This window comes from Pseudochelatococcus sp. B33 (assembly GCF_053570585.1).
The window spans coordinates 1-22858 of the sequence record NZ_JBSEFH010000028.1 but is presented as its reverse complement, the minus strand read 5'-3'; the positions used below and the strand labels follow the sequence as shown (position 1 = coordinate 22858).

The 22858-nt window shown below is 60.6% G+C and carries 20 protein-coding genes and 2 pseudogenes; 10 read left to right on the top strand and 12 right to left on the bottom strand.

The genetic code is table 11. The features are described from left to right. Positions 1–26 precede the first annotated feature (26 nt). From ACUSIJ_RS24405 to ACUSIJ_RS24380, 6 genes are all read left to right on the top strand, one after another. The gene (locus tag ACUSIJ_RS24405) at positions 27–1184 is read left to right on the top strand and encodes a branched-chain amino acid ABC transporter substrate-binding protein (protein ID WP_449311029.1); all 1158 of its coding nucleotides are present in this window, start codon (positions 27–29) and stop codon (positions 1182–1184) included. Between the two features lie 10 nt (positions 1185–1194). After that, positions 1195–2109, top strand: coding sequence for a branched-chain amino acid ABC transporter permease (locus tag ACUSIJ_RS24400; RefSeq protein WP_449311028.1), 915 nt, complete (start codon positions 1195–1197; stop codon positions 2107–2109). 2 nt (positions 2110–2111) lie between these two features. Further along, complete coding sequence (locus ACUSIJ_RS24395) at positions 2112–3254, top strand: branched-chain amino acid ABC transporter permease (protein WP_449311027.1); 1143 nt, start codon at positions 2112–2114, stop codon at positions 3252–3254. Further along, positions 3251–4024: an ABC transporter ATP-binding protein gene (locus ACUSIJ_RS24390; protein WP_449311026.1), complete on the top strand. Its 774-nt coding sequence runs from the start codon at positions 3251–3253 to the stop codon at positions 4022–4024. Before ACUSIJ_RS24395 ends, ACUSIJ_RS24390 begins: the two co-directional genes overlap by 4 nt. Then, on the top strand, positions 4021–4737 hold the full coding sequence (locus ACUSIJ_RS24385; RefSeq protein ID WP_449311025.1) for an ABC transporter ATP-binding protein: 717 nt from the start codon (positions 4021–4023) through the stop codon (positions 4735–4737). Before ACUSIJ_RS24390 ends, ACUSIJ_RS24385 begins: the two co-directional genes overlap by 4 nt. A 444-nt stretch (positions 4738–5181) precedes the next feature. After that, on the top strand, positions 5182–5727 hold the full coding sequence (locus tag ACUSIJ_RS24380; protein ID WP_449311024.1) for an SDR family NAD(P)-dependent oxidoreductase: 546 nt from the start codon (positions 5182–5184) through the stop codon (positions 5725–5727). Between the two features lie 208 nt (positions 5728–5935). Here ACUSIJ_RS24380 and ACUSIJ_RS24375 read toward each other — a convergent pair. Then, positions 5936–6408 (bottom strand): annotated as a pseudogene (locus tag ACUSIJ_RS24375) (zinc-binding dehydrogenase); the annotation flags it as partial. 103 nt (positions 6409–6511) lie between these two features. Here ACUSIJ_RS24375 and ACUSIJ_RS24370 point away from each other — a divergent pair. Genes ACUSIJ_RS24370 through ACUSIJ_RS24360 form a run of 3 tightly spaced genes read left to right on the top strand, consistent with a single transcriptional unit; the run spans position 6512 to position 8994 of the window. Further along, positions 6512–7411, top strand: coding sequence for a LysR substrate-binding domain-containing protein (locus ACUSIJ_RS24370; RefSeq protein ID WP_449311023.1), 900 nt, complete (start codon positions 6512–6514; stop codon positions 7409–7411). Next, positions 7398–8666 (top strand): YbfB/YjiJ family MFS transporter, encoded by a 1269-nt coding sequence (locus ACUSIJ_RS24365; RefSeq protein ID WP_449311022.1) that lies wholly within the window; start codon positions 7398–7400, stop codon positions 8664–8666. Before ACUSIJ_RS24370 ends, ACUSIJ_RS24365 begins: the two co-directional genes overlap by 14 nt. Next, entirely contained in the window at positions 8602–8994 is a 393-nt protein-coding gene (locus ACUSIJ_RS24360; RefSeq protein ID WP_449311021.1) for a tautomerase family protein, read from the top strand. The genes ACUSIJ_RS24365 and ACUSIJ_RS24360 overlap by 65 nt, the downstream gene beginning before the upstream one ends. A 70-nt stretch (positions 8995–9064) precedes the next feature. On the opposite strand, the gene ACUSIJ_RS24355 is transcribed toward ACUSIJ_RS24360, so the two are convergent. The 11 genes and pseudogenes from ACUSIJ_RS24355 to ACUSIJ_RS24305 form a co-directional block, all read right to left on the bottom strand. Further along, entirely contained in the window at positions 9065–9205 is a 141-nt protein-coding gene (locus ACUSIJ_RS24355) for a nuclear transport factor 2 family protein (protein WP_449311020.1), read from the bottom strand. 14 nt (positions 9206–9219) lie between these two features. After that, positions 9220–10134: a hypothetical protein gene (locus ACUSIJ_RS24350; protein ID WP_449311019.1), complete on the bottom strand. Its 915-nt coding sequence runs from the start codon at positions 10132–10134 to the stop codon at positions 9220–9222. 178 nt (positions 10135–10312) lie between these two features. Beyond that, a complete protein-coding gene (locus ACUSIJ_RS24345; RefSeq protein WP_449311018.1) occupies positions 10313–11365 on the bottom strand; it encodes a glycosyltransferase family 4 protein in 1053 nt (350 codons plus the stop codon). 386 nt (positions 11366–11751) lie between these two features. Then, positions 11752–13755: a PAS domain S-box protein gene (locus tag ACUSIJ_RS24340; protein WP_449311017.1), complete on the bottom strand. Its 2004-nt coding sequence runs from the start codon at positions 13753–13755 to the stop codon at positions 11752–11754. Between the two features lie 135 nt (positions 13756–13890). After that, complete coding sequence (locus ACUSIJ_RS24335) at positions 13891–15420, bottom strand: PAS domain S-box protein (protein ID WP_449311016.1); 1530 nt, start codon at positions 15418–15420, stop codon at positions 13891–13893. Between the two features lie 109 nt (positions 15421–15529). Continuing rightward, on the bottom strand, positions 15530–15829 hold the full coding sequence (locus tag ACUSIJ_RS24330) for a PRC-barrel domain-containing protein (RefSeq protein ID WP_449311073.1): 300 nt from the start codon (positions 15827–15829) through the stop codon (positions 15530–15532). A 153-nt stretch (positions 15830–15982) separates the two neighbouring features. Further along, the gene (locus tag ACUSIJ_RS24325; protein WP_449311015.1) at positions 15983–16165 is read right to left on the bottom strand and encodes a CsbD family protein; all 183 of its coding nucleotides are present in this window, start codon (positions 16163–16165) and stop codon (positions 15983–15985) included. A gap of 489 nt (positions 16166–16654) precedes the next feature. Then, the gene (locus tag ACUSIJ_RS24320; protein ID WP_449311014.1) at positions 16655–17386 is read right to left on the bottom strand and encodes a metallophosphoesterase; all 732 of its coding nucleotides are present in this window, start codon (positions 17384–17386) and stop codon (positions 16655–16657) included. A 1155-nt stretch (positions 17387–18541) separates the two neighbouring features. Then, positions 18542–19156, bottom strand: a complete 615-nt coding sequence (locus ACUSIJ_RS24315; protein ID WP_449311013.1) for a LysR family substrate-binding domain-containing protein — start codon at positions 19154–19156, stop codon at positions 18542–18544. A 533-nt stretch (positions 19157–19689) separates the two neighbouring features. Further along, positions 19690–20398 (bottom strand): annotated as a pseudogene (locus tag ACUSIJ_RS24310) (4Fe-4S dicluster domain-containing protein). A 109-nt stretch (positions 20399–20507) separates the two neighbouring features. Then, entirely contained in the window at positions 20508–21695 is a 1188-nt protein-coding gene (locus ACUSIJ_RS24305; RefSeq protein WP_449311012.1) for an acyl-CoA dehydrogenase, read from the bottom strand. Between the two features lie 204 nt (positions 21696–21899). Here ACUSIJ_RS24305 and ACUSIJ_RS24300 point away from each other — a divergent pair, with 204 nt between their 5' ends. Then, on the top strand, positions 21900–22799 hold the full coding sequence (locus ACUSIJ_RS24300) for a LysR family transcriptional regulator (protein WP_449311011.1): 900 nt from the start codon (positions 21900–21902) through the stop codon (positions 22797–22799). Positions 22800–22858: the final 59 nt, after the last annotated feature.

Genomic DNA, 22858 nt, shown 5'->3' with positions numbered 1-22858 from the left:
ATCATCATGAAACCAAGGAGGGTACAATGTTGCGTCGAACGTTGCTTATAGCGATCGCCCTGACGGTCGGCACCGGCTGTGTATATGCGCAGTCGAACAAACAAACCGTCAAGATCGCGTTCATCGGTCCGATGTCGGGCGGTAATTCCGCGGCAGGCGTTGGTGGCCGGAACTCTGCGGAACTCGCGATCCGGCTGAGAAACGCGAATCCCGCCTCGAAATATAACTATCAGCTCGTCACGCTCGACGACGAGTGCAAGCCCAACGTGGGTATCCAGGTGGCGACCCGGGCGTCAACCGATCGCAGCATCATCGCCGGTGTCACCCATTATTGCTCCGCTGTCGCAATCGCTGCCGTCGACGTCTACCACCGCTTCAAGCTGCCGGTCGTCGTATGGGGGGCCATCCTGCCCGAGATTACCTATGGCAACGAGTATCTGGAGATCCACCGGGTCAACGGTTCGATGTTGGACGAGACTCGCGTTGCAACGAACTTCTTGACCGAAGCCGGATACAAGAAATGGGTTATCATCCACGACACGACTGACTATGGTAACGGACTTCTGAAGATATTCAGGGAGAGGGTTGCCGAAACAGACGCTGATATCGTCTCGACCTTCGGTGTTAGCGCCGATCAACAAGATTTCTCCGCCGAGCTTCTCAAGATCAAGGAGATCCAACCTCAGATCGTCGTCTTCGCGGGTCTGACGCCACTTGGTGTGCGCATCCGCTCGCAGATGGAGCGGCTCGGCGTAAACATTCAATTCGCAGGTGTGTCCGGTATCATGTCCGCCTCCTATATCGAGGCGCTCGGCCCGACCGCCGAGGGAACGGTCTCGTTTCACAACGGCGCACCAGCGGAAAGCCTTCCGGGCGGGCGTTTATTCGTCGACGAGTACGGCAAGGCCAGGTTCCCGGATCCCGCCGAGCCTTATGGTCCTTATGCCTTCGTAGCCACTGACCTCATTATCGATGCCGTGGAGAAGGTCGGACCGAACAGGGATAAGGTGCGCGAGGTTCTCAACGGGACGAAGGACCATGGGAGCATCGCCGGCCCGATCACCTTCGATGACCACCGCCATCATAGCGTTGCCTCGACGAAATATGTCGCGCAGGACGGGCACTGGGTTCGTTGGGAGGATAGCCTGTATGCGAGTGGTCAGCGCCGCTTGACGGGCCTCTGAGGGGGCGATCATGGCAATTCTGTTCGAATACCTCTTCAACGGTGCCGTTCTCGGCATCATGTATGCCCTCGTCGCCGTTGGCTTCACGCTGTTCTTCGGCGTGCTGGACATCATCAAATTCTCCCATGGTGACGTCCTGACGCTGGGGGCCTTCTCGGGGCTTGTCGCCTTCCTCGGGCTCCAGTTCCTTGGTCTCGACCTGCCTGTGATCGGACTGGTGGTGGTGCTTGCTGCAGCATGTCTGGTCACCGGAGTGGCCGGTGCTCTGATCGGTCAAGCCTTCATTATTCCGATGCGCAACTCATCGGCATTCAATATCTTGCTGATGACGCTGATGATCGGTACCAGCATCCGCGAGGCCATTCGCCTCTTCTATCCAAATGGTGCCAACCCGAAGGCCTTTCCCGCCCTCTTGCCCAAGGCCCCCATCGAAATCGGTGGGGTGTTCTTCCGCCTCGACAGCCTGGTGCTGCTCGCCCTGGGCTTCGGTGTCGTGCTCCTCACCCATTGGCTGATCCGGCACACGAAGCTCGGGCTCGCCATTCGCGCTGTTGCCCAGGACGGCGATACGGCCCAGGCGATGGGGATCCCGTTCAAGACGATCGTGCTCGCAACCTTTGCCCTCGGGTCTGCGCTGGCAGGCGTTGCCGGTATAATGCACGGGATTTATTACAGCGAGATCAATTTCAACATCGGGCTTCTTCTCGGGGTCATTGGCTTTTCCGCAGCCGTCGTCGGCGGTCTTGGCAGCATCTGGGGTGCGATCATCGGCGGCTTCACCTTCGCCGCTTTGCAAACGTTATGGGTCGTCCTGTTCCCCGATGCGAGCGGTTACCGCGATGTCTTCGCCTTCGCCGCCATTATCGTCGCGATGACGATCTGGCCAACCGGAATCATTGCCGAACGTTATAGCGAGCGGGTGTAATCATGGCGGTGAAAGACCTACTCATCCCGCTCACGGTCGCCGCCCTCGGCATCGTGCTCACCGGTGTCATCTTGGTCGCCGAAAACCAGTGGATCGTCACCGGGGGATTATTGGCTGCCGCGGCCCTGTCGATCGGTTTGGCGCAAACAAAAATTGGTGAAAGCGTCGCGTCTGTCCTGAATGAGTCAGGGCCCTGGGTCGCGCTGCTCATTCTTTTCGGTGGTGTCGCCGTCGGGTTCGCGCTGCATGAAGAGCACTTCCCGCTGATGATGCTGGCCACTGTCCTGATCTATGGTCTTGCCTGTATCGGTCTTACCATCCAGTTCGGCTATACCGGGGTCATCAACTTCGCGGGCGCGGCCTTCTTCGGCATCGGCGGCTACACCGCGGCCGTGCTCGGCAACTGGGGAGTTCCCTCGCTCATCATCATGCTGGCCGGTGGCGCTGTGGCCGCAGTCATTGGCTGTATCCTGATCCTCCCAGTCCTCAGAACCAGAGGACACTACGCCGCCCTGATCACCATCGCCTTCGGCCTGTTGTTTCGCAGCTTCCTCGAAGTCAACCATACGCTGGGCGGGCCGCAGGGCCTCAAGGTCGAAGGGGCGGCAATCGCCGGATATTCCCTCTTCGACGGCATCGAGACCGGTTCGTTCCAGGCATCGTTCTACCTCAATTACGTCCTCTTCGCCCTTGTCGTCTTCACGATCTTCTTCGTACTAGCGCGCAATCTCGAGAAGAGCTGGATCGGTGTCAACTTCGATGCCGTTCGCGAGGATCCGATCGGCGCCTCGGTCTTCGGCATCAACGTGGCCTACTGGCGGATAATGGCCTTCGTCATCGGAAACTTCGTCATCGGCATTGCCGGGGCGATTTTCGCGATGATGCAAAATTTCATTGCCCCTAGCAATTTCACCTTCTCGGATTCGCTCATCATGCTGTCGATCATCGTCCTCGGCGGGCTCGGCAATCTATGGGCCGTGCTGCCAGCTGCGATCCTCGTCCTCGTCATTCCCGAAAAGCTGCAGGAGATTGGCGAGTTCCGCATTCTCGTTTTCGCCGTGCTCGTCGTCTTGGTTTTGCGGTTCCGCCCGGGCGGATTGTTCCCGAGAGCCCTGCGCCAGTTCAGAAGGGAGGTTGCCCAATGACACCTCTCTTTTCCGCCCAGGACATTTCGGTCCAGTTCGGTGGGCTCCGGGCACTCGACAAGCTGTCTGTCAATGTCGATGAAGGGATGATCATCGGCCTCATCGGACCAAACGGTTCGGGAAAGACCACCTTTTTCAATGCGCTGACCGGCCTCTGCCGGACAGCGGGCGGCAACATGTTCCTTGATGGTAACGACATCACCGGCCTGCCTCCACGGCAGATCTATGGCCGGGGTGTGACGCGGACGTTCCAGCGCTCGCGCTTGTGCCTCTCCCTGTCTGTCTTCGACAACGTGGTCATTGGCCGCCAGAATGGTCTGGACCTCAGCCTCATCGGCAACCTGCTCCTGCGCGGGCGCTTCAATGAAGCCGTGCGTCAGAATCACGAGCGGGTCCGCTCGCTTCTGGCAACATTCAGCGAAACTCTTGCCGGCCGTATATTCGACCCCCTCCACAGCCTGAACATGATCGATCGGCGGCGGATCGAAGTGTGCCGCGCGCTCATCGCTGAGCCGCGATTGCTCCTGCTCGACGAACCGTCGGCCGGTATGACACCCGACGAGACACATGAATTCATGGAAGACATTCTGAAGGTGAGGAGCAATAACCCGCGGATGAGCATCATCATCATCGAGCATGAAATGGATCTGATGCAGCGTGTCGCGGAACGTTGCATCGTACTCAACTATGGTCGCAAGGTCGCCGACGGCACGTTCGACGCTGTCGTGGCTGATCCGTGGGTGCAGGAGGCCTATTTGGGAACGTCATGACTGGAAACCTCATCACCGAAAACATCTCTGCCGCTTACGGCAGCGCCCAGGTTCTCAACGGCGTATCCATCACCGCGAAGCCTGGAGCGATCACTTGCATCCTCGGCGCCAACGGTGCCGGCAAGACCTCGCTGATACGGGCGATTCTCGGTCTCCTGCCGACTCTGTCCGGTCGCGTCGAGCTCGATGGCGCGACGCTATCCGGTCTCAGCCCCCATTCGCGGGTGGCGCAAGGTGTCGGCTGCGTTCCGGAGGGCCGCAAGCTCTTTCCCAAGATGACCGTGGAGGAGAACCTCCGGGTAGGCGCTTATCTGGTCAAGGACCAGGAACTCATCCGCGACAGGCTTCGGAAGGTCTACCAGACTTTCCCCCGCCTGGCCGAGCGCAAGCAACAATTCGCCGGCACCATGTCTGGCGGTGAACAGGCCATGGTCTCGATCGGTCGGGCCCTGATGAGCGAGCCCCGCATCCTGCTGATCGACGAGCCTTCCCTCGGCCTTTCCCCGGCTCTGGTGCGGGATTCATTCGCCATCATCCGGGACATCAACAAGAGTGGCGTTTCGATCCTCCTGGTCGAACAGAATGTCCGGCAGACTCTCGCGATTGCACACTACGGCTATGTCATCAGTCAGGGTGTCGTCGTGGCCCATGGCACATCCGAGGAATTGCTCAACGACGAAGAAATGAAAAAGGCGTATTTCGGCCTCTCGTGAAGGAACCCGCCAAGACTGGATGAATGAGCGACCGAACGGTTACTTCAATGCCGCACACTGGTCGCCTCTCAAGGAGACCAGCCAAGCACGCCGCCGGAAGGGTTCAGGCTCGGCGAGTGTTCTCGCCACTGCGGCAAAACCAAACCACTGAACCGCGATCTTATGCCGCGCCCGCGCCGCTTTCATCGGACAGCGCCGGCGCGGGTTTTCGTCTTGCCGGGCGCCGGGACCTTCCCAACCTGAGGTGCCGCTGACAGCTATCCCATTCGACATCCTGACCGGGCGCTATTGAAGCAGACCGGCCGGCACCTTCACCTTGGTCGGCATCCCACCCGCAACAGGCGGCCGTACCAGATAGAGCGCGGCTTCAGGACTGGGATAGTCCTTCAGAAGGGGCAGCAGTTCGCCGGACAAAGACCAAGTCCGATCAGGAAAGAAGGCAGCGTGGCGATCCCGAGGCCAGCCAGGGCGGCGGTCAACACCCAGCCGGCTGGCCGGATGCCACCGCCGCGCGACCTAGGCGTCGAGGACCAGCTCTATCATCTGGAGTTCAACGTGCCGGGGCCGATCGCGGCGGTGCAGGCGGTCCTCCCGGATATGCTGGCGAGGAAGTCGGGCAGCATCCTCTTCACCTCTGCTGTATCCGCGCAGCGTCCGCTGATCGTGACCGCCCCCTTCGGTGTCGTCGCCGGCGCACTGGTCAACTATACCCGCGTCCTCAACCGGGATGTCTCTGCTGATGGCGTCTTCGCAGGCATGGTCGCGATCGCTGGCATCGTCGTGCCTTGCGGGCAGTCGGAAGTGGGCAACGCCGACCAATATCCGCCGGACATCCCGCGCATCAAAGCAGAGGACATCGCCGACCTCCACTGGCGCCTGCACACCGAGCGCAGGGATTCCGAGCCGATCATCGGCGACCTGCAACGCGTTCTCGCGATCCCGGGGATTCCGCTGAGCCCGGCACACTGGGCAGGACGTGGCCTCTCTTGACCGTCAAGGAATAGCACCATGACATGGCAAGCCGACATGCAGGCCGCCAATCGGAGCAACTGGCTGTGGCGATCACCGTCCTGCTCAGCCGCGACGCGAGTAGTATCAATGACGTCGCGCCGCCCTGTGATGGCGGCTGGAGCGTCGTATGAGCTTGCGAACCGGCCTTCCGTGCCGAAAGACCCCTGGCGCGGATCTGTCGTCGCAATCAGCGATTGATGTTGACGACCAGACGCCCCCTGATGCGATCGGCCAGCAGGCCTTCGGCCGTCGGTATCGTCTCGCTCAAACCGATTTCCCGTGTGAGGCTGTTGAGCTTGTCGAGATCGAGATCGAGATCGCGTGCCAGCCGTGACCACGCTTCAATGCGTTCCTCTTTCGGCCGCGTCACGCTGTTGATCCCGACCAGACTGACGCCACGCAGGATGAACGGAGCGACCGATGCGGGAAGTCCATTCCTTGTGCCAGGCCGCAAGCCGTCACGACACCATCTGCCCGCGTGCTGGCGCAGGCATTGGCCAGCGTGTGGCTGCCAACGGAATCGATCGCTCCCGCCCATCGCTTCTTCTGCAAAGGCTTGCCGGGCTCCGATAAGGACCTGCGGTCCACCACTTCCGCGGCACCCAGTTCGGTCAGGTGGTCCGCCTCCTCCATGCGGCCCGTGGAGGCGACGAGCCGGTAGGCGGGTGGCCATGAGCATGGTCCTCCATTCGGGAATATGCGTTGACTTTCGTTCCTAAAATAAGAATATAAAGACAGATAAATTCTTCAATGGAGAATTACCTTGGATCTCGCATCGCTGGCAGTCTTCAGAACGGTGGCCAGGGAACAGAGCGTCACGCGCGCTGCCGAACTGCTCGGCCGGGTGCCCTCGAACGTCACCACGCGCATCCAGCAACTCGAAGCCGAGATCGGGGTGCTGCTGTTTCAGCGGGACAAGAAGCGCATGGAGCTGACTGCAGAAGGGCGAACCTATCTGGACTACGCCGAACGCATTCTGAACCTCGCCGACGAGGCACAGCAAGTTGTCAACCCTGCCGAGCCGATCGGCGTGCTGCGCATCGGCTCCATGGAGTCGACCGCCGCCGCCCGGCTGCCGGTGCCGCTTGCGCAGTTCAACGCCAAATGGCCCAAGGTGACGATCGACCTCGCGACCGCTCCGACCCGCCAGCTCGTCGAGGCACTCCTGGCGCACCGGATCGACTGTGCGCTGGTCGCCGTTCCGCTAAGCGACTGGTGGTTTGCTCCCGATGAATTCGACAAGGTGCCCGTATTCCGGGAGGAACTGGTGCTGTTGCTGCCGCCCGGACACCCCCAGGTCCAGCACTCGGGAGACATCAGGCCACGATCACTTACAGCCTTCGCGCCTGGCTGTACATACCGCATGCTGGCGGAAGAATGGGTGACTGGCTTCGGATCAAGGCCTGCACAGCTTCAGATACACGAGGTCAAGTCCTACCATGCCATGGTCGCTTGCACTGCGGCCGGGTCGTGCTTCTCCATCCTGCCGCGCAGCGTGGTCGATCTCGTGCCGGATGCCGGACGTTTCACGATCAAGCCATTGATGACGGTCGATACCTGTCTCGCGAACCGGCCGGGATTCGGGACTCCAGCCTTCAACGCGTTCCGCGACACCCTCTCCGGGTTCTCGGACATTCAGGATACCGCCGATGCGTCACGATGAACGGCTTGCGGCGACCGCCGCCGCTTTGGTGCTGGTGATCGGCATGGGTTTCGGCCGCTTCGCCTTCACCGGCCTTTATCCGCTCATGGTCGTGGACGGCCAGATCTCCGTCGAGGGCGGCTCCTATGCCGCTTCCGCCAACTATGCCGGATATCTGATCGGCGCCCTGCTGGCGGGGTTCATCTCCGGCGTATCGAGCCGCAAGCTTTGCATGTTCTCTGCCGTCACCACCGTTGTGATGCTTGGTTTGCTCGCCTTGTCCCTCCCGGAATGGCTGATCGTCACCATCCGCGGATTTGCCGGGGCATCGAGCGCCGTCGCCATGGTCGCGGCATCCTATTGGCTGATCCATGATCGCAGGCATCACCATGGTGTCCCGGCACTATTCGGTGGCGTCGGCGTTGGCATTTTTCTGTCGGCGGGGATCATCGCTGCCGGTCATTTGGTGGCTTTATCGAGCAACTCCGTCTGGCTGGCGCTCGCGCTGGCGGCACTGGCGCTGACAATCATTACGATTATCATGCAGATCCGCGCGGATCGCTTGAAGCCCGCTTCGGTAACATCGTCCCATGCGACACAGAGCAATGGCACCGCATCATTCGGAGCGACCCGGCTCATCATCATCTATGGGCTCGCGGGCTTCGGTTACATCATAACGGCGACCTATCTGCCTCTATTCATCAAGGATGCACCCTCGTCCACCGACCCTATCCACGTCTGGGCGGTGTTCGGTCTGGGGGCCGTGCCTTCCTGTTTCTTGTGGCATACACTGCATGTCCGATGGGGAACCGGTCGTAGCTTGCTGCTCAATCTGCTGCTTCAGTCGGTCGGTGTCGTCCTGCCGGTCCTGCATGCGCCTGCCGCCTATATCGCGAGCGCGTTGCTCGTCGGTGGAACCTTCATGGGCACCGTGACGATCGCCATGCCGGCAGCGCGCAGGGTGGCCGAGAAGGTTCGGCTCAACATTCTGGCGATCATGACGGCGTCCTATGGCGTCGGCCAGATCGTCGGACCGTTATTCGCCGGCTATCTCTATGGCCATACGCAATCCTTCGATGCCTCTCTGCTGTTCGCAGGCGGCTCGCTCGTCGTCGCCGCCCTCTTGTGCCTGCCTGCGTGCCGTGCAGCTATCCCTGCTCATCGATCCGCCGGATCAGCGCCAGCCCCTCAATCCGAAACGAGGAAATCCCATGCCTTTACTGCGCTTCAACATGCTCGAAGGTCGAACCGACGCCGAGACAAGCGGCCTGCTTGAGGCGGCTCATACGGCTGTCGTCGCAGCTTTCAATGTATCGAAGGGCAATTGGTATCAGATCGTATCGGAATACAAGCCTGGTCGGATTCACGCCCTGGATATCGGGCTTGGCATTTCACGCACGGAAAAACTGATCATCGTCGAGGTGACGTCAAGAGCCAGGCCCGAGGGCCAGAAGAAAGCCTTTTCCGATCTTCTTTGCGCCCAGCTCAAGAAGACGTGTGATCTCGACAGTTCGGACATTATCGTCACCTTTGTCGAGAATGGCGATGCCAATTGGTCGTTCGGCCATGGCCGCGCGCAATTCCTGACGGGCGAACTTTCTTGACGACGACGGATGAACAGGGGAAGCTTAGCGTTCACCTGTTCATCTGCCCTCCCGTTGCAGTTGCAAGGCGTCAGGCCGGTCTTTGGAGCGCGGCACCGAATATCGCGGTCTGGTAGTCCGAAAGAAGACCCGGCTCCTCGATGGAGCCATGATGGTGGAGCTGTCGCCATGCACCGTCGACCTTCGTAAACCAGCCCGTTGTCCTGGCCACCACACTGCCTCTCGCTAAGGGCGTGCGACGACCAAGTCGACTTCATCATCGCGCCGATTGCCTGCCAGAGCTGCGGCAGTGCTGGCAATGAAGGCGCCGATCATAAGCGAAAGCGCGCTCACGAGAGCGAAGGTCGCGCCCGCCTTCCTGGCCGTATCGGCAGCTTCCCTGGCCTCGGTCTTCGCTTCCTCTATACGCGCAACGACAGCATCGATGCGCGAATTGGAGTCAGCTTCGGAGAGGCCGGTATTGGCGGCAATCAGCCGGGCCAGATAAGCCTTGTCGTCAGGGCTCAGCGATCCGGCCGCCGCGCTCTGCGCAAGGATGCGCGTCACTTCTCCAGCGGCTCGCGTCCGTCCATCCGGGCCACCGGCCAGGCTGGACGGATCGTTCGGCCGCAGGAGGCTGTCGACGAAATAGTCGATGTTGCCGGTATCACTGGCCGTGCGGTCAGCAACGTTCGCGGCTCCGGATGTCGCCCCGGAGGCCGCGCCAGACACAATTGTGGACGCAGCCTGTACGCCACCGCCGACGGCGGAGGCCAAACCCGATCCGAGGAGGCCTGCGATCAGCAGGGTTGCCAGCGCCCAGGACATGAAACCGTGCGCGGTATCACGGAAGAAAATCTCATCCGAGCGGACACCAACCCATTTGGTGCGGAGCCTGCCCGCCAGATAGCCCCCTATGGCGGATGACAACCATTGGATGACGATCAGCCCGACCGCGGTTGACGCGGCAAACGTCGTCAGGCCTGCGCCCTGACCCGGCCACGGGGATACCATGGTGAGGCCGAGCCCCGAGCCGACCAGCGTAAGGACGATGGTGATCGTCGAGGCGGCGAGCGCACCGGCGATGATCGCTCCCCAGTTGACAGCGGATTGCGACGATTCGGCCGGAACGACCCGGCTAGTGGAAAGAGATTGTTCCATCGCTGCCTCCTACCGCAAGAATAGCATGATCAGGATGATGATGGGTATTGGCACGCCGAGGAGCCACAGCAGAATTCCACGACCCATTATTGCCACTCCTATGTTCCAGGTGAGACGTAAACGCGGCAGGAACATGTTGGTTCCCGTTGTCCAGGGGTAGTCTGAAAGCAACGTGGAATTACGCGGCTTCAGTCATGAAGCCATCTTGATGCAGAGACCCGAACAGTTCTTCATAGGCAACCGCCATGATCCCCGTCGTGAACCGCTGCTCGAAGCGGCTCCGGATAGTTGCCCGGTCCAGTTGTCGAACCTCCCGCAAGGCTGCGGCGGCCTCGTCCTCGCTGCTGACCACGAAGCCGGTCACGCCGTCCTCGATCACTTCGGGCACCGAGCCGTTCCGCCAGGCGATGACAGGGGTGCCGCACGCCATGGCCTCGATCATGACGAGACCGAACGGCTCGGGCCAGTCGATCGGAAAGAGCAGCGCGGCAGCGCCCCCTAGAAACCCGCATTTGTCCGCGTCGCCGATCTCGCCGATGAACTCGACATTCGCGTTTGCCGCCACGAGCGGAGCGATAACCTCGTCCCAGTAACCCTGGTCGGCGCGGTCGACCTTGGCCGCGATCTTCAACGGCATTCCCGCGCGCGCCGCGATCGCGATCGCACGGTCGGGACGCTTCTCCGGCGAGACCCGCCCAAGAAAGGCGAGATAGTCGCCGGATCGGAATGACGGGCGGAAGAGGCCGGACGGCACACCATGATGGATGGTGCGAACCCAGTTCGCGTCGGGCAGATGCCGCCTCTGGGCGTCGGAGATCGACACCAGCGGATAGTCCGGCCACCGCGCATAGGCCTCGCCGAGGTCGCTCATGTCGAGGCGGCCGTGCAACGTTGTCACGGTGCGCCCGGCGAGCGCTTCAAAGAACGGAAAATGCACCAGATCGACATGAAAATGCAGCACGTCGAATTCATCCGCGCGCCTGCGGACCTCGTCGAGCATGGATAGATGCGCTGCATGGTCGGCCTTGAGGGGACAGGGGTCGAGACGGATCGCCCGTTCGCGTACCGGCACGAGCGTCGCGCTGGTCTGCGTATCTGCGGATGCGAATAGCGTCACGTCGTGCCCGCGCTCCACGAGACCGTCGGTGAGATAGGCGACGATGCGTTCGGTCCCGCCATATAGGCGGGGAGGCACAGCTTCGTAAAGAGGCGCGATCTGGGCGATCTTCATCGGATAGGTCCTTCGGGATATAGAGCATTTCTGCGTTTCAACGAAACGCAGAAATGCTCTATCTTATTGATTTAAATCGTTTTCTTCACACAAAGCGGTATCCACTTTGCTTGAAAACGCTTTAGGCCGGCCGCCGAGACGTATCGGGTTCCATCCCCGGGGTCTCCCTGCGGCGTGTCGTTGTTCTTGCGAAGGGTCACCGAACCCTCCTGACCATGCCAGGCTAGGCGTTTGCGCGGATGGGAGACAGAGCCGGCTGCATCAGCATCTGCTGATGCAGATGCACCAGAGCGCTTTCCGATCAGATGGAATCATCTGACGGAATTCGTTCACAATCGAAAATGAGGGATGTGCCTTGCGAGGTGGCAAATGGATTCGGCTTTCGGCTACTGGCGTATGCCGGTGACGTTCCCGTTCGGGAGATCGAGGACGACCCGAATACCGTCCGGCTCGACAATGCGCTGGAAGTGGCCATGTAGCTGGCCCTCGACGACGAGACTGATCAGACGCGATCCGAAGCCGCTATCCGTCTCGGCGCACGAAGAAAGCGCGCCCCCGTTTTCCTTCCAGTCGAGGCGCAATGTATTGTCCAGCGCCGACGACAGCAGCTGGATGCTCCCCTCCGCAGCGGACAGGGCGCCGTATTTCGCCGCGTTGGTCGCCAGTTCATGGAACACCAGCGCGAAGGCCGTGATCCTTCCGGGATCGAGGGGCACATCGTCTCCCTCGATCGTGAAACGTTCCTCCCGGGCAGCGACCTCATACGGCGCGAGCAGTCTCCGGATCAGTTCGTGCAAGGAAGGAGCGGTATGAGGATCCATCATTCCATTGGCCGATCTGATGAGGGTATGGGATTGGTGCAGGGTGGCGAGCCGCCCCCTGAGCCGCTCCGCGAACGTCTCGACGCTGTGGTTCTCGCGCAAGGTCAGGCTGACGAGCCCCTGGGCTACCGCGAAGAAATTCTTGATGCGGTGATCGAGTTCTTTCGATACCAGCTCGCGTTCCGTCTCCAGCAGCTTGGCGTCGTGGACATCGGTAAGCGTGCCGAGCCAGCTGGTGACGCCTCCCTCGCCATGGAGGGGCAGCGCAACCATGTGCATCCAGCGATAGTCTCTCGAATGATGGCGAAGGCGGGCCACGACATCGTGCTTTACGCCTCGGTCGATCGCCCGATGCCAGTCCGCAATCACCAGATCCTTATCGTCGGGATGGAGGAATGAGGGCCAGTTCCAGGCCAGCGGATTGCCTTCTTCAAGGCCGGTGAATTCGTGCCAGCGGCGGTTCACATAAGTCGTTCGCCCGTCCGAGTCCCAGCTGAAGATGACTTGCGGCAGCGTCTCCGCATAGGTCCGGAACTTCTTCTCGCTTTCCGCCAATGCGGCTGCTGTCTCAACCTGCTCGGTCACATCGACGGCGGTACCGGTGAAGGTAACGGGCGCGCCGTTCGCACCATAGCGGAACCGTCCCGAGCACACGACCCACCGCGTTCCGTCGGGGCCGACAACGCGGTGCTGGCACCGATACGTCCCGTCGATCTTCGCTTGCTCGAAGACCTTCATCACCCAGTCGACCTCATCGGGGTGGATGCCCGCTACGAAGTGGGAGTCGTCGGCCCCGACTCTCGCCATCTCCGGGTCGACTCCGTGCAGCCGGGCATAGCGTTCATCCGCGCGCACGATGTTGGTCGCGAGGTCGAGCTCCCAGGCGCCGACAATGCCGCCCGACTGAAGCGCCAGATCGAGCCTTTCCCGGGAGGCTTGCAGATCGCGCAGGGCCTGTACCCGTGCGGTCGTCTCGATGGAGATCACCAGCGCGCCCAGCACGCGACCGTCCGCGTCGGCGATCGGTGTGAAATCAAGATCGAACCAGGCCGTCCGTGAACGGCCTTCCCGCTGGAGCTTGAAAGGCAGGTCGTGGAAGCTCGACGGCCGGCCAGCGAAAATCCTGGCCAGTATTTCCTCATAGAAGCCAGCGGCATGCGGCAAGACTTCGGCGACCGGCTTGCCGAGAGCGAAATCGAATTCGGAGCCGAATAGCGAATGGACGGCATCGTTGAAGAGAACAATGCCATTCCTGCCGATCAGGACCGACATCGGCGTGGCGGAGAGCAGCGCGGTACGGCAAACACCACGCAACTCCTCTGGCCAGCTCTCCACAGCGCCAACAGGCGTGGAAGTCCAGTCAAAGCTCCTGACGCGGTGGAGCATTATATTGTTGGAGAAAACGCTCCCTCTGTTCAAATCGATACCGGGAAAGAACCCTGTAGGCATGGCTTCGCTCCACTTGCGGCGGGAACGAGCGCCGGGCAGAACGCTGCCGCGCCGATCCGCTACCGTAATATCACGAGCAGGACTTGGACTCCGTCGATGGGGAGATCGGCTGAAAGTCACCGCCCATGATCACTAAAGAAGTTTGTGTCTAACTTGAGCTTCGAGTTAAACACAAATTTCGGTAACATATTAAATCTAAAGCGCTTTGCACAACAGATCCTGCGTCAACGATAGTGCAAATCGCTTTAGCAGCATCTAAAGGCGCCGCGCCCTTGGAGATCGGCTCGTCGTGCCGGTGAAGCCGCGCTCCCGCGCCCAGACGATGGCGGCCGCCCGGCTATGAACGTCCGCCTTGTTGTAGATCCGGGCGACGTGGTTGCGCACCGTGTTGCGGGTGAGCTTGAGCGCCTTGACGATCTCAGCATCACTCATGCCCTGGCACATGAGCCCAAGCACCTCCAACTCACGCGCCGTCAGGTCGGCGAGTTCTGCGGCCGGTGCGTTGGCTCTCCCCGGATGGCGCAGGTTGGCCAGCTTCTCGATGACCGTCCGGCTGAACCAGGATGTATCCTTCATGACCGCCTCGATCGCGGCGATTAATTCGACCTCGGAGCGCTTGCGCTCGGTGATGTCCTGGATGACGGTAAGCACACATTCGGCGCCGTGGATGATCACGGTTTCCGCCGAGACGAGGCAGTCGAGGATTTCCTCGTGTTTCGTCCGGAGCTGGATCTCGATGTTGCGGAAGCCTCCGCTCTTCTCGATCTCGCGCTCGAGCTGGCGGCGCGATGCAGCCGATACCCAGATCGGCAGTTCGTGTCCGGCCTTGCCGACCACCTCTTCCCCGGTGAGGCCGAGAATGGAGGAGAAGGCATCGTTCACATCCAGAAGCCGGAGCCCCTCGCGCGTGGAAAGCACGGTTGGGACCGGCGCGAGGCGGAAGGAGCGGGCGAAGCGCTCCTCGCTCTGGCGCAGCGCGTCCTCCGCCCTCTTGCGCGGCTCCATGTCCATGAAGGTGAAGAGCATGCAAGGCGCCTCGCCGACCTCGATCGGCTGGCCGGCGACGATGACGAATTTCGTGCCGCCGTCCGGGAGCCGCAGCGTCGCCTCCGCCTGCGCAATGGTGCGCCCCTCGCGTAGCGCCGCGATCGCTGCATCTTTTGTCGCGGTATTCTTCAGAACGTCGATCTCGTAGGCGGAACGGCCGATGACATCCTCCCGCGCATAGCCGGTCATCTCCAGGAATCCCTGATTGACTTTCACATAGCGCAGGTCCGAAAGACGGCAGATGATGGCCGGGGCAGGATTGGCGGCGAAGGTGCGCTCGAAGCGTTCCTCGGCTGTGAAGCGCTCCGTCATGTCCTCAATGACAAGCACGTAGGACTCAGGAATCCCCTCGTTGTCGGTAAGCGCGAAGCCACGCAATTGATGCACACATCGCCATGATTCCTCCTCGTCACCGGGCACGACCCTTGTGACTTCGACCGTCACCTCCCGAAAGGCGTCTCCGGCAAGCAACCGGCTTATCGGGTACTGGTCTTCCGTCAGCGTATGATTGTTGCGATATCGGAGCAAGAAGCGCTTGCGATACCCGGCCGGAGTCGTGCCCAGCTCAGAGAGCTCCTCAACGCCATGCAGCGCCAGGGCACGCTCATTGGCCCAGACAATTCCGTCGGCCGGGTCGAGGAGAAGAATACCTTCGCCGAGACCGGCGATGATCTCCTGCAACTGGCGGCGATCCACCTGCCGACGCAAGACCGCCTCATCCGGAACCTCACTGCTCATGGCGCTCCCTCTATTCGTACGGGCCGGTCGCCGCTCAACCGTCAGCTTGCGCCAGAAAAGAGGAAGCCCCGCCACGGCTGGCGCAACGGGAACTTCTTTGCAGGCGCGCTCAGGACTTCCACTTGCCTGCATAGGTGAAGGCAGGAGCGGCCTTGAGCTGGTCGGCTGTGGCATTCATCCTCGCCAGCCACTTCTTGTCGTTTCCATCGTAGTTTACCACGATGGCGGAGGGATCGACCACGACATAGTGCTCGCCCATGCCGAGGAAGCCGCCGACCGAGACCACGAAGCCGGCAATTCCGTTGTTGGCGGAGAGAACCACGTCCTTGATCTCGCCGATCGACTGGCCACCGGCATTGGTGACGTTCAGGCCGATCAGATTGGAAGACAGCGCGCTCGACTCGGCCATCGACACGAAGTGGGGCCCGTCGCCGGTGCGACGCCCTGAGAAAAGGCTGGCGCAATGGCTGGAATGGCGATCGCCGGCAACAGCAGCACGCTCATGATCATTTTTCGCATAGCGATGTTCCTTTCTGGATCTACGGGGCCATACCTGCGCCGTTCACTTCTTGAGCGCGTCGCGCGCCGCGTCCTTGGCGCCACCGGCCGCGTTCTGGACCTTGCCTTCCGCCTTCTTGGCCTTGCCTTCGGCCTTGGTCTTGGCATCGCCCGTGACCTTGCCGACAGCCTCCTTGATGGTGCCCTTGACCTGCTTGGCCGCGCCTTCAATGCGATCCTTGTCCATGATATTACTCCGTGAATTCCTGCTGTGCCTTGCCTGGGAGCGCCCGTCGCTTTCCATTGGCACTTGCGATAACTATGGTTTCGCATCGAGGCCCGAAAGACACGCGTGGATCATGTGTGCTGATGCATCTGCATCAATCCGGCAGTGCCCATCCCGGAACGCTCGCACAAGACGGTGAACCGCAAGGCGTTGGAGAAGGTTCGCGATAACGCCCGTAGCCGACCTTGACGAGCGTGCCTTTGTCACACATCTGGGTAATATGGCCGCCCGGTACTCCAATCGCGTAGAGCTCGGAGGCTCGCACTTGCCCCTTTTCTCCCGGATCAACGCCATTGCCCGTTCTTTGTGGCCCGGCGGCAGCTCTTCGCCGCATCGTAGTGCTTCTGCGCGTTCACGGCTCTGTGGCTGATCGCGAGGTCGCGTCAATACATGCTCATGCGCAAGTCACGGCCGTGTCGGGAAAGGAATGCCGAGCAGATGGCCGTTCACTTAGGCGACGTGTCTGGCAAGTGGATCGGCGGGAGTGCCGCCGGTGAAGGCGGAAAATGCCGGCAGCACAATCTGGCTCGATCCGATGACGAAAGCGGGAAAGCGGCCGGGCAGGCGGGGCACGCGCACGACCGGATGCAGATGGCCGCAAATCCGCAGCAATCCCGCCGGCGCATGACGTGCCGGCTGATGGGCCAACAGGAACGGCCCATCCTCGATCTCGTCAGGATGACAGGCGATGTCGAGGCCGGCATTCGGCGCGGCCCCGTCGTGGTTGCCGGTGACGAGCCGGATATCGAGCGACGCACGCTGTTGGCGGCAGGCGCGCCAATGCTCGCGCCATGAGCCGGCCGTGCGGGTGCCGTGCAATAGGTCACCGAGAATCCGGAGCCGCTCTGCCCCAAGCCGCCGGATAAGCGTGTCGAGCCGGGCAAGGTCGTGGGCGCTGCCGCCGGTCGGCACCGGGATGCCCGCGGCGCGCAGGCTGTCTCCCTTGCCCAGGTACGGCATTCTCGTCGTCGAGAGCGAGATATGGAAAGGCAGTGGTGCGGACGAGCAGTGCATCGATCTGACCACGGTGCTTCCCCGAGCGTTCGGCGTTACCGACCAGCCCTTTACGGGCGTCGGTCTCACCGCCGCGACAAACGTTTTCGTGGGTGTGACCAGGCCGCGGGAGTTGCTCGGCTTAGCGCCGCGCAAATCCGAAGCAAGGACCTTGATGGGACCCGCCACGGACCAAGGGGGAAACTCATCGACCTGGTCGCGCAGGCTGCGGAGTTGAGGGAATGAGCGGGCCGGTTTCGACAGCCGGGTTGGCTCTGATTTCAGCTGGTTCGTGAGCGAGGAGAACGCAGGAGTTAGTTTTCTGAATGCACTGAGCACCGCGATACGTGAGGGAGAGCGAAGGATGCCAGCGAAGATAGCTCTGCCAACCTTGGAGCCGGTAGGATTCGAGCTTTCAGCTACCGACAGCATTGTTAGAAGGGAGGCGGACGAGCCTTATCAGTACGCTCGCTTTCGCGACGGCTTGGCCCTTCTCGGAGATCCCAATCGCTGCCGGCCGCGTGATGTGGCTGTTTGGTCGCCAGCGGGTCGTATAGTGCTGGGTTGATCGCGTGCGAAGTTGAATTACTTACAATGTAGTACCTTACAATGCATGTGAAAGCATATCTCGGCTGCGGCTGTTTACTATGCGGCTGTACGCAATACTTCGCTAAGGATCGCTGTTTCCATCTGGAGCAGCATGGGGTGAAGAGGAGAGGCCGGCCGCAAGTAAAGATGGTTGCGCGCCCCCGCAACCAGAAATCAAGCCCTTGAAATCAAACACGTTTCAAGGGCTTTTTGATTCCTCTATCTTCTCCGAAACAATCCACCTTGGAAGCGTCGTGGAAGCGGCAGACAGAAGGCTCTGGCGTAGTAAAACTGGTGGTGAAACGCAAAAACTGCGATGATATGCCGCACGTCGGCTCCTCCCCTGCCCACGCAGGGAGACAGCCCCGACAGCTCAAGGACCGCGCAGATCTACCCCTAGTCGGGTGTGCAGGCGAACCGCGCGGTTTATGTTGATCAATCCGGACTGGTCGATCGGCCTCGCGATAGCGGCTGTCCGTCCACATCGCTGCATCGTGAGCCGGAGCGTCGGGTTGTCAGCCTCCGGCCATTCGCCCCGACTGTGCAAACGCGATGTCGCTATTTCGCGATTGACCGGAGCGGGGAGGGGAGCTGCCTGGCAGGTTTCGGCCCTTTCCCACACACAGTTGGTATCGGCCCATTGCAGCCACTCAGAAAAGAGGATCAGTCATGGTATAGCTTCCCCGAATCAGCCATTCGCGTGCGCTGAAAGGCTTCACTGCGGAAAGACGTTATCGTGTGCATATTAGCATAAAGTCATCGAGCGCTGTTATAGTCCTTTGTACGCTTGGACATAGTTTGCGCCATAGCCAATAGCCTACAAGAAGCGGGATTGTCGTTTGTCGGTGACCAAACCACACAAAAAGGGATGACTTTCTTCTCCAACTCCCGATACACGACGTCAGGAAATTGAATTGCTATTGTTGCTTCATTCACCAAGGTTAGCCTACTGCAACTGGCAACGATCAACTTGAGTGTGTCGCGGCAGACTGGCTGAATGTCAATGGTGGGAGATTGACCTATTTTGGATAGATGTTTCACTGGGAACTGTTGGACCTCGGGGCCCGGCCAGAGCTCGCTTACAACAAAGGTCCGAAGGCATAAATCGCTCCACTTAACTTTATCACGCAAAGCAAGAGGGCTGCCCGCAGGCAACACAAAGTAGATCTGCTCCGTCCAGAGGAACGCCGTTTCGCAACCACTTGCGTCGGTCAATCCTGTGAGGAATGCAATGTCCAGCTGATGGCTTTGAATGGCATTTATATGCTCAGCTACCCCACTATCGAAAAACTCAAGGCGCACGCTCAAATGTTGCGCCGCGTATGTCTTCAGTAATCGAGCCAAGAAGCCAGAAGTAGGCGGCGATGTCAACCCAGCCCAGCTGCACCCACTTCACGGGTGGCCAGATTGACGTTCTCAATAGAACGGCGAGCTCTTTGCAAGAACAAGGTGCCCGCGTGTGTAAGGCGAACGCTGCTGGAGTGACGAGTAAACGGTGATGCTCCTAACTTATCTTCCAGATTACGTATTCACGGCTTAGAAAGGATACTTGTACTCCTGGCGCTGCGGCAGCCACGCGAAATCTGCCATGTTCGGCCGCCGCCCTCACCTATCGGAGGTGCTGAAGATTGACGTCATGTCTACTTCCCATTGTAAACAATACTTATACTAATAGGCGGAATAAATTATTATTTGAATGATTTAGAGAGTTGTGCAGATTCTTTTTCTATCGTTATGTTGAGCTGAAGCTGTCGATTCAGAAATCGCAAGGTTCTGTTCCAGGGGCGCTGATGCTGAGTATCGCAGTAGCCGCAACAGAGAAATTCCTCGCTCTTAATCTTCATCTGTGTTCCCGCCTACAAAGCCAATCCGTTTCGGTGCGCCATTGGGCAGCTTGAAGATGCTTACATATTTGAATATCTTGGACCTTCTCCGCCTTGGGGCGGCACCCAGGTGATATTCTGGTTCGGGTCCTTGATGTCGCACGTCTTGCAGTGGATGCAGTTCTGCGCGTTGATGACGAAAGCTGGCCTGCCCTGCTTCTCTATCCATTCGTAGACGCTGGCAGGGCAGTAGCGTGTCGATGGTCCTCCATAGACATCGTGCTCGGATGACGTCTGTAAATTCGTATTCTCGACCACGAGGTGGAGCGGCTGATTTTCTTCATGGTTGGTGCTTAGCAAAACCTGGATAGATTTCCACTCCCAGTTCCTCTGCCTTCGCTGCGAGCCAGCGGCAAACGCTGCCGAGGGAGACAATATAATTGCCGTGATTGTTCATGAGCGGTGGCATCAGAAAGTTCGGCAATCGGATGGAGCCGGAGGGTCCAAGGAACAGGAAGCGATCATCGACCACTGCCGTCCTGAAAGGATGGTCGGCGTCCTCCTGCCAGTCGGGCAGTAAGCGATTGATCCCTATTGGGTCGACCACGGCGCCTGAAAGGATGTGTGCACCGACTTCCGCTCCCTTTTCCAACACAACGACGGATAGATCGGGCTCTACCTGCTTCAGTCGGATTGCCGCGGTGAGACTGGCCGGTCCCGCCCCGACGATGACCACGTCGAACTCCATCGATTCACGTTCGGGTAGCTTTGGATCTGCTGACTGAGGCATCGTCATTATCCTGAAGCAAACATTTCTGCTAGGAAAGGGGGTGGCGGTAGGGAGGTGGAACTGGTGAGTGCAGATCTTGTCAGGCCAGCCCGCGACCATTTCCGCATAGTTAGAAGAACGCCTGAATGCCGGTCTGGGCGCGCCCGAGGATGAGCGCATGGACGTCGTGCGTGCCCTCGTAGGTGTTGACCGTTTCAAGATTCTGGGCGTGGCGCAGGACGTGGTATTCGATCTGGATGCCGTTGCCGCCGTGCATGTCGCGCGCCTGCCGCGCGATGTCGAGCGCCTTGCCGCAATTGTTGCGCTTGACGATCGAGATGATCTCGGGCGCGAACGAGCCCTCGTCCATCAGCCGTCCGACCCGCAGGCTGGCCTGCAGCCCGAGCGCGATCTCGGTCTGCATGTCGGCGAGCTTCTTCTGGTAGAGCTGGGTGCCGGCCAGCGGCTTGCCGAACTGCCTGCGGTCGAGACCATACTGGCGGGCGCGGAACCAGCAGTCCTCCGCCGCCCCCAGCGCCCCCCACGAGATGCCGTAGCGGGCCCGGTTGAGGCAGCCGAACGGCCCCTTGAGGCCGGCGACGTTCGGCAGCAGCGCATCCTCGCCGACCTCGACGTCGGCGAGCACGATCTCGCCGGTGATCGAGGCGCGCAGGCTCAGCTTGCCGTCGATCTTCGGCGCGGAGAGGCCCTTTGTGCCCTTCTCCAGCACGAAACCGCGAATCTGGCCGCCGTGCGCCGCCGACTTCGCCCACACCACGAACACGTCGGCGATCGGCGAATTGGAGATCCACGTCTTGGAGCCGTTGAGGCGGTAGCCGCCGTCGATCTTCTCGGCCCGCGTCTTCATGCCGCCGGGGTCGGAGCCGGCGTCGGGCTCGGTGAGGCCGAAGCAGCCGATCCACTCGCCCGAGGCCAGTTGCGGCAGGTATTTCCGCCGCTGCTCCTCGGAGCCGTAGGCGTAGATCGGGTACATGACGAGCGAGGACTGCACGCTCATCATCGACCGGTAGCCGCTGTCGATGCGCTCGACCTCGCGGGCGACGAGGCCATAGGCGACGTAGCTCGCGCCCGCGCCGCCGTATTCCTCCGGGATGGTGGGGCCGAGGAGGCCTGCCTCGCCCATCTCGCGGAAGATGGCCGGGTCGGTCTTTTCGTGGAGGTAGGCTTCCTGAATGCGCGGCGCGAGCCGGTCGGCGGCGAAGGCGGCGGCCGCGTCGCGGATGATGCGCTCGTCCTCGGTCAGTTGTTGGTCGAGCTGGAACGGATCGTTCCATGTAAAATAGCCATATTTCGACATAGTATGTCCCCCCTGTCCGTCCCCACGCGATGTGCTGGGCCGACATTGGCATGAAGCACTTATGGCACCAACCGCAATCGTCACGCCAGGTCCTAGCCCAGCCAGGAGACGATTCACCCGTGCCACTGACCCGATAGCTAGCAAATGACGCGATAGCGGGGAAACGTTCTTTGGGTGTCAAAATATGTATGCTATGCATAGTCTATGACGCGCTCACGCCGGTTCTTGCCCTCTGTCAGTCTCCTTGCCGCCTTCGAGGCCGTCCTGCGCACCGGTTCGACGGCCGCGGCGGCGCGCGAGCTTGATCTATCACAAAGTACGGTCAGCAGGCTGGTTCAGCACCTCGAACTGCAGCTCAGCCGCCCCCTTTTTGAGCGCCACCGGAAGCGGCTAGTGCCGACCGAGGCGGCGCGGGTTTACGGTCGGGACATCACGCGTGCGCTCGATCTCATCCAGCGCGGCAGTATGGAGTTTGCGGTCAATCCGGGCGGCGGGGCACTATCGCTCGCAATTCTGCCGGCTTTCGGCACGCGCTGGCTGGCGCCGCGGCTCGGCCGTTTCGCGATTTCTCACCCAGGGGTGACTATTAATCTAGCAACGCGCCTCAAACGCTTCAATTTCGCGGCGGAAGGCTTCGACGCGGCGATCCACTTCGGCACCGAGGACTGGCGCGACGCCGGACATATGAAATTGTTCGATGAAAAATTGACTGCCTGCATATCTCCGCATCTGCTGAAGTCGCACCCCGTAGCGACGCTTGAGGACATGCGCGGACTGCCGCTGCTCCAACTCGAGACGCGGCAGAGGGCCTGGGGGCTCTGGTTCGCAGCCCAGGGGGGAAAAGCGCCGCGTAGCGGTGGGATGCTGTTCGATCAATTTGCGCCGATGACTCAGTCAGCCATCGCGGGTCTCGGCGTCGCCTTGCTTCCCGATTATATCGCCGAGCCGGAACTGGCAGACGGGCGGCTCGTGCCACTCTTTACGCCAGTGACCGGAACGGGCGCCTATTGGCTGGTGTGGCCTACCGCGCGGGCAAGCTATCCGCCGCTTGAGGCGTTCCGCAACTGGCTTGCGGGAGAAATTCCGTCCGCATCGCAGGACTGATAATGACGGGTTACCGCTTCGAGGCAACCGTGTCCCGATCCACTCATGCCCTTTCGATA

Coding starts and splice junctions, on each gene's coding strand:
- ACUSIJ_RS24305 (WP_449311012.1), bottom strand. CDS start 21,695: ATGTCGAAATATGGCTATTTTACATGGAACGATCCGTTCCAGCTCGAC.
- ACUSIJ_RS24390 (WP_449311026.1), top strand. CDS start 3,251: ATGACACCTCTCTTTTCCGCCCAGGACATTTCGGTCCAGTTCGGTGGG.
- ACUSIJ_RS24345 (WP_449311018.1), bottom strand. CDS start 11,365: ATGAAGATCGCCCAGATCGCGCCTCTTTACGAAGCTGTGCCTCCCCGC.
- ACUSIJ_RS24405 (WP_449311029.1), top strand. CDS start 27: ATGTTGCGTCGAACGTTGCTTATAGCGATCGCCCTGACGGTCGGCACC.
- ACUSIJ_RS24325 (WP_449311015.1), bottom strand. CDS start 16,165: ATGGACAAGGATCGCATTGAAGGCGCGGCCAAGCAGGTCAAGGGCACC.
- ACUSIJ_RS24365 (WP_449311022.1), top strand. CDS start 7,398: ATGCGTCACGATGAACGGCTTGCGGCGACCGCCGCCGCTTTGGTGCTG.
- ACUSIJ_RS24300 (WP_449311011.1), top strand. CDS start 21,900: ATGACGCGCTCACGCCGGTTCTTGCCCTCTGTCAGTCTCCTTGCCGCC.
- ACUSIJ_RS24360 (WP_449311021.1), top strand. CDS start 8,602: ATGCCTTTACTGCGCTTCAACATGCTCGAAGGTCGAACCGACGCCGAG.
- ACUSIJ_RS24400 (WP_449311028.1), top strand. CDS start 1,195: ATGGCAATTCTGTTCGAATACCTCTTCAACGGTGCCGTTCTCGGCATC.
- ACUSIJ_RS24385 (WP_449311025.1), top strand. CDS start 4,021: ATGACTGGAAACCTCATCACCGAAAACATCTCTGCCGCTTACGGCAGC.
- ACUSIJ_RS24395 (WP_449311027.1), top strand. CDS start 2,112: ATGGCGGTGAAAGACCTACTCATCCCGCTCACGGTCGCCGCCCTCGGC.
- ACUSIJ_RS24330 (WP_449311073.1), bottom strand. CDS start 15,829: ATGGCCGAGTCGAGCGCGCTGTCTTCCAATCTGATCGGCCTGAACGTC.
- ACUSIJ_RS24350 (WP_449311019.1), bottom strand. CDS start 10,134: ATGGAACAATCTCTTTCCACTAGCCGGGTCGTTCCGGCCGAATCGTCG.
- ACUSIJ_RS24335 (WP_449311016.1), bottom strand. CDS start 15,420: ATGAGCAGTGAGGTTCCGGATGAGGCGGTCTTGCGTCGGCAGGTGGAT.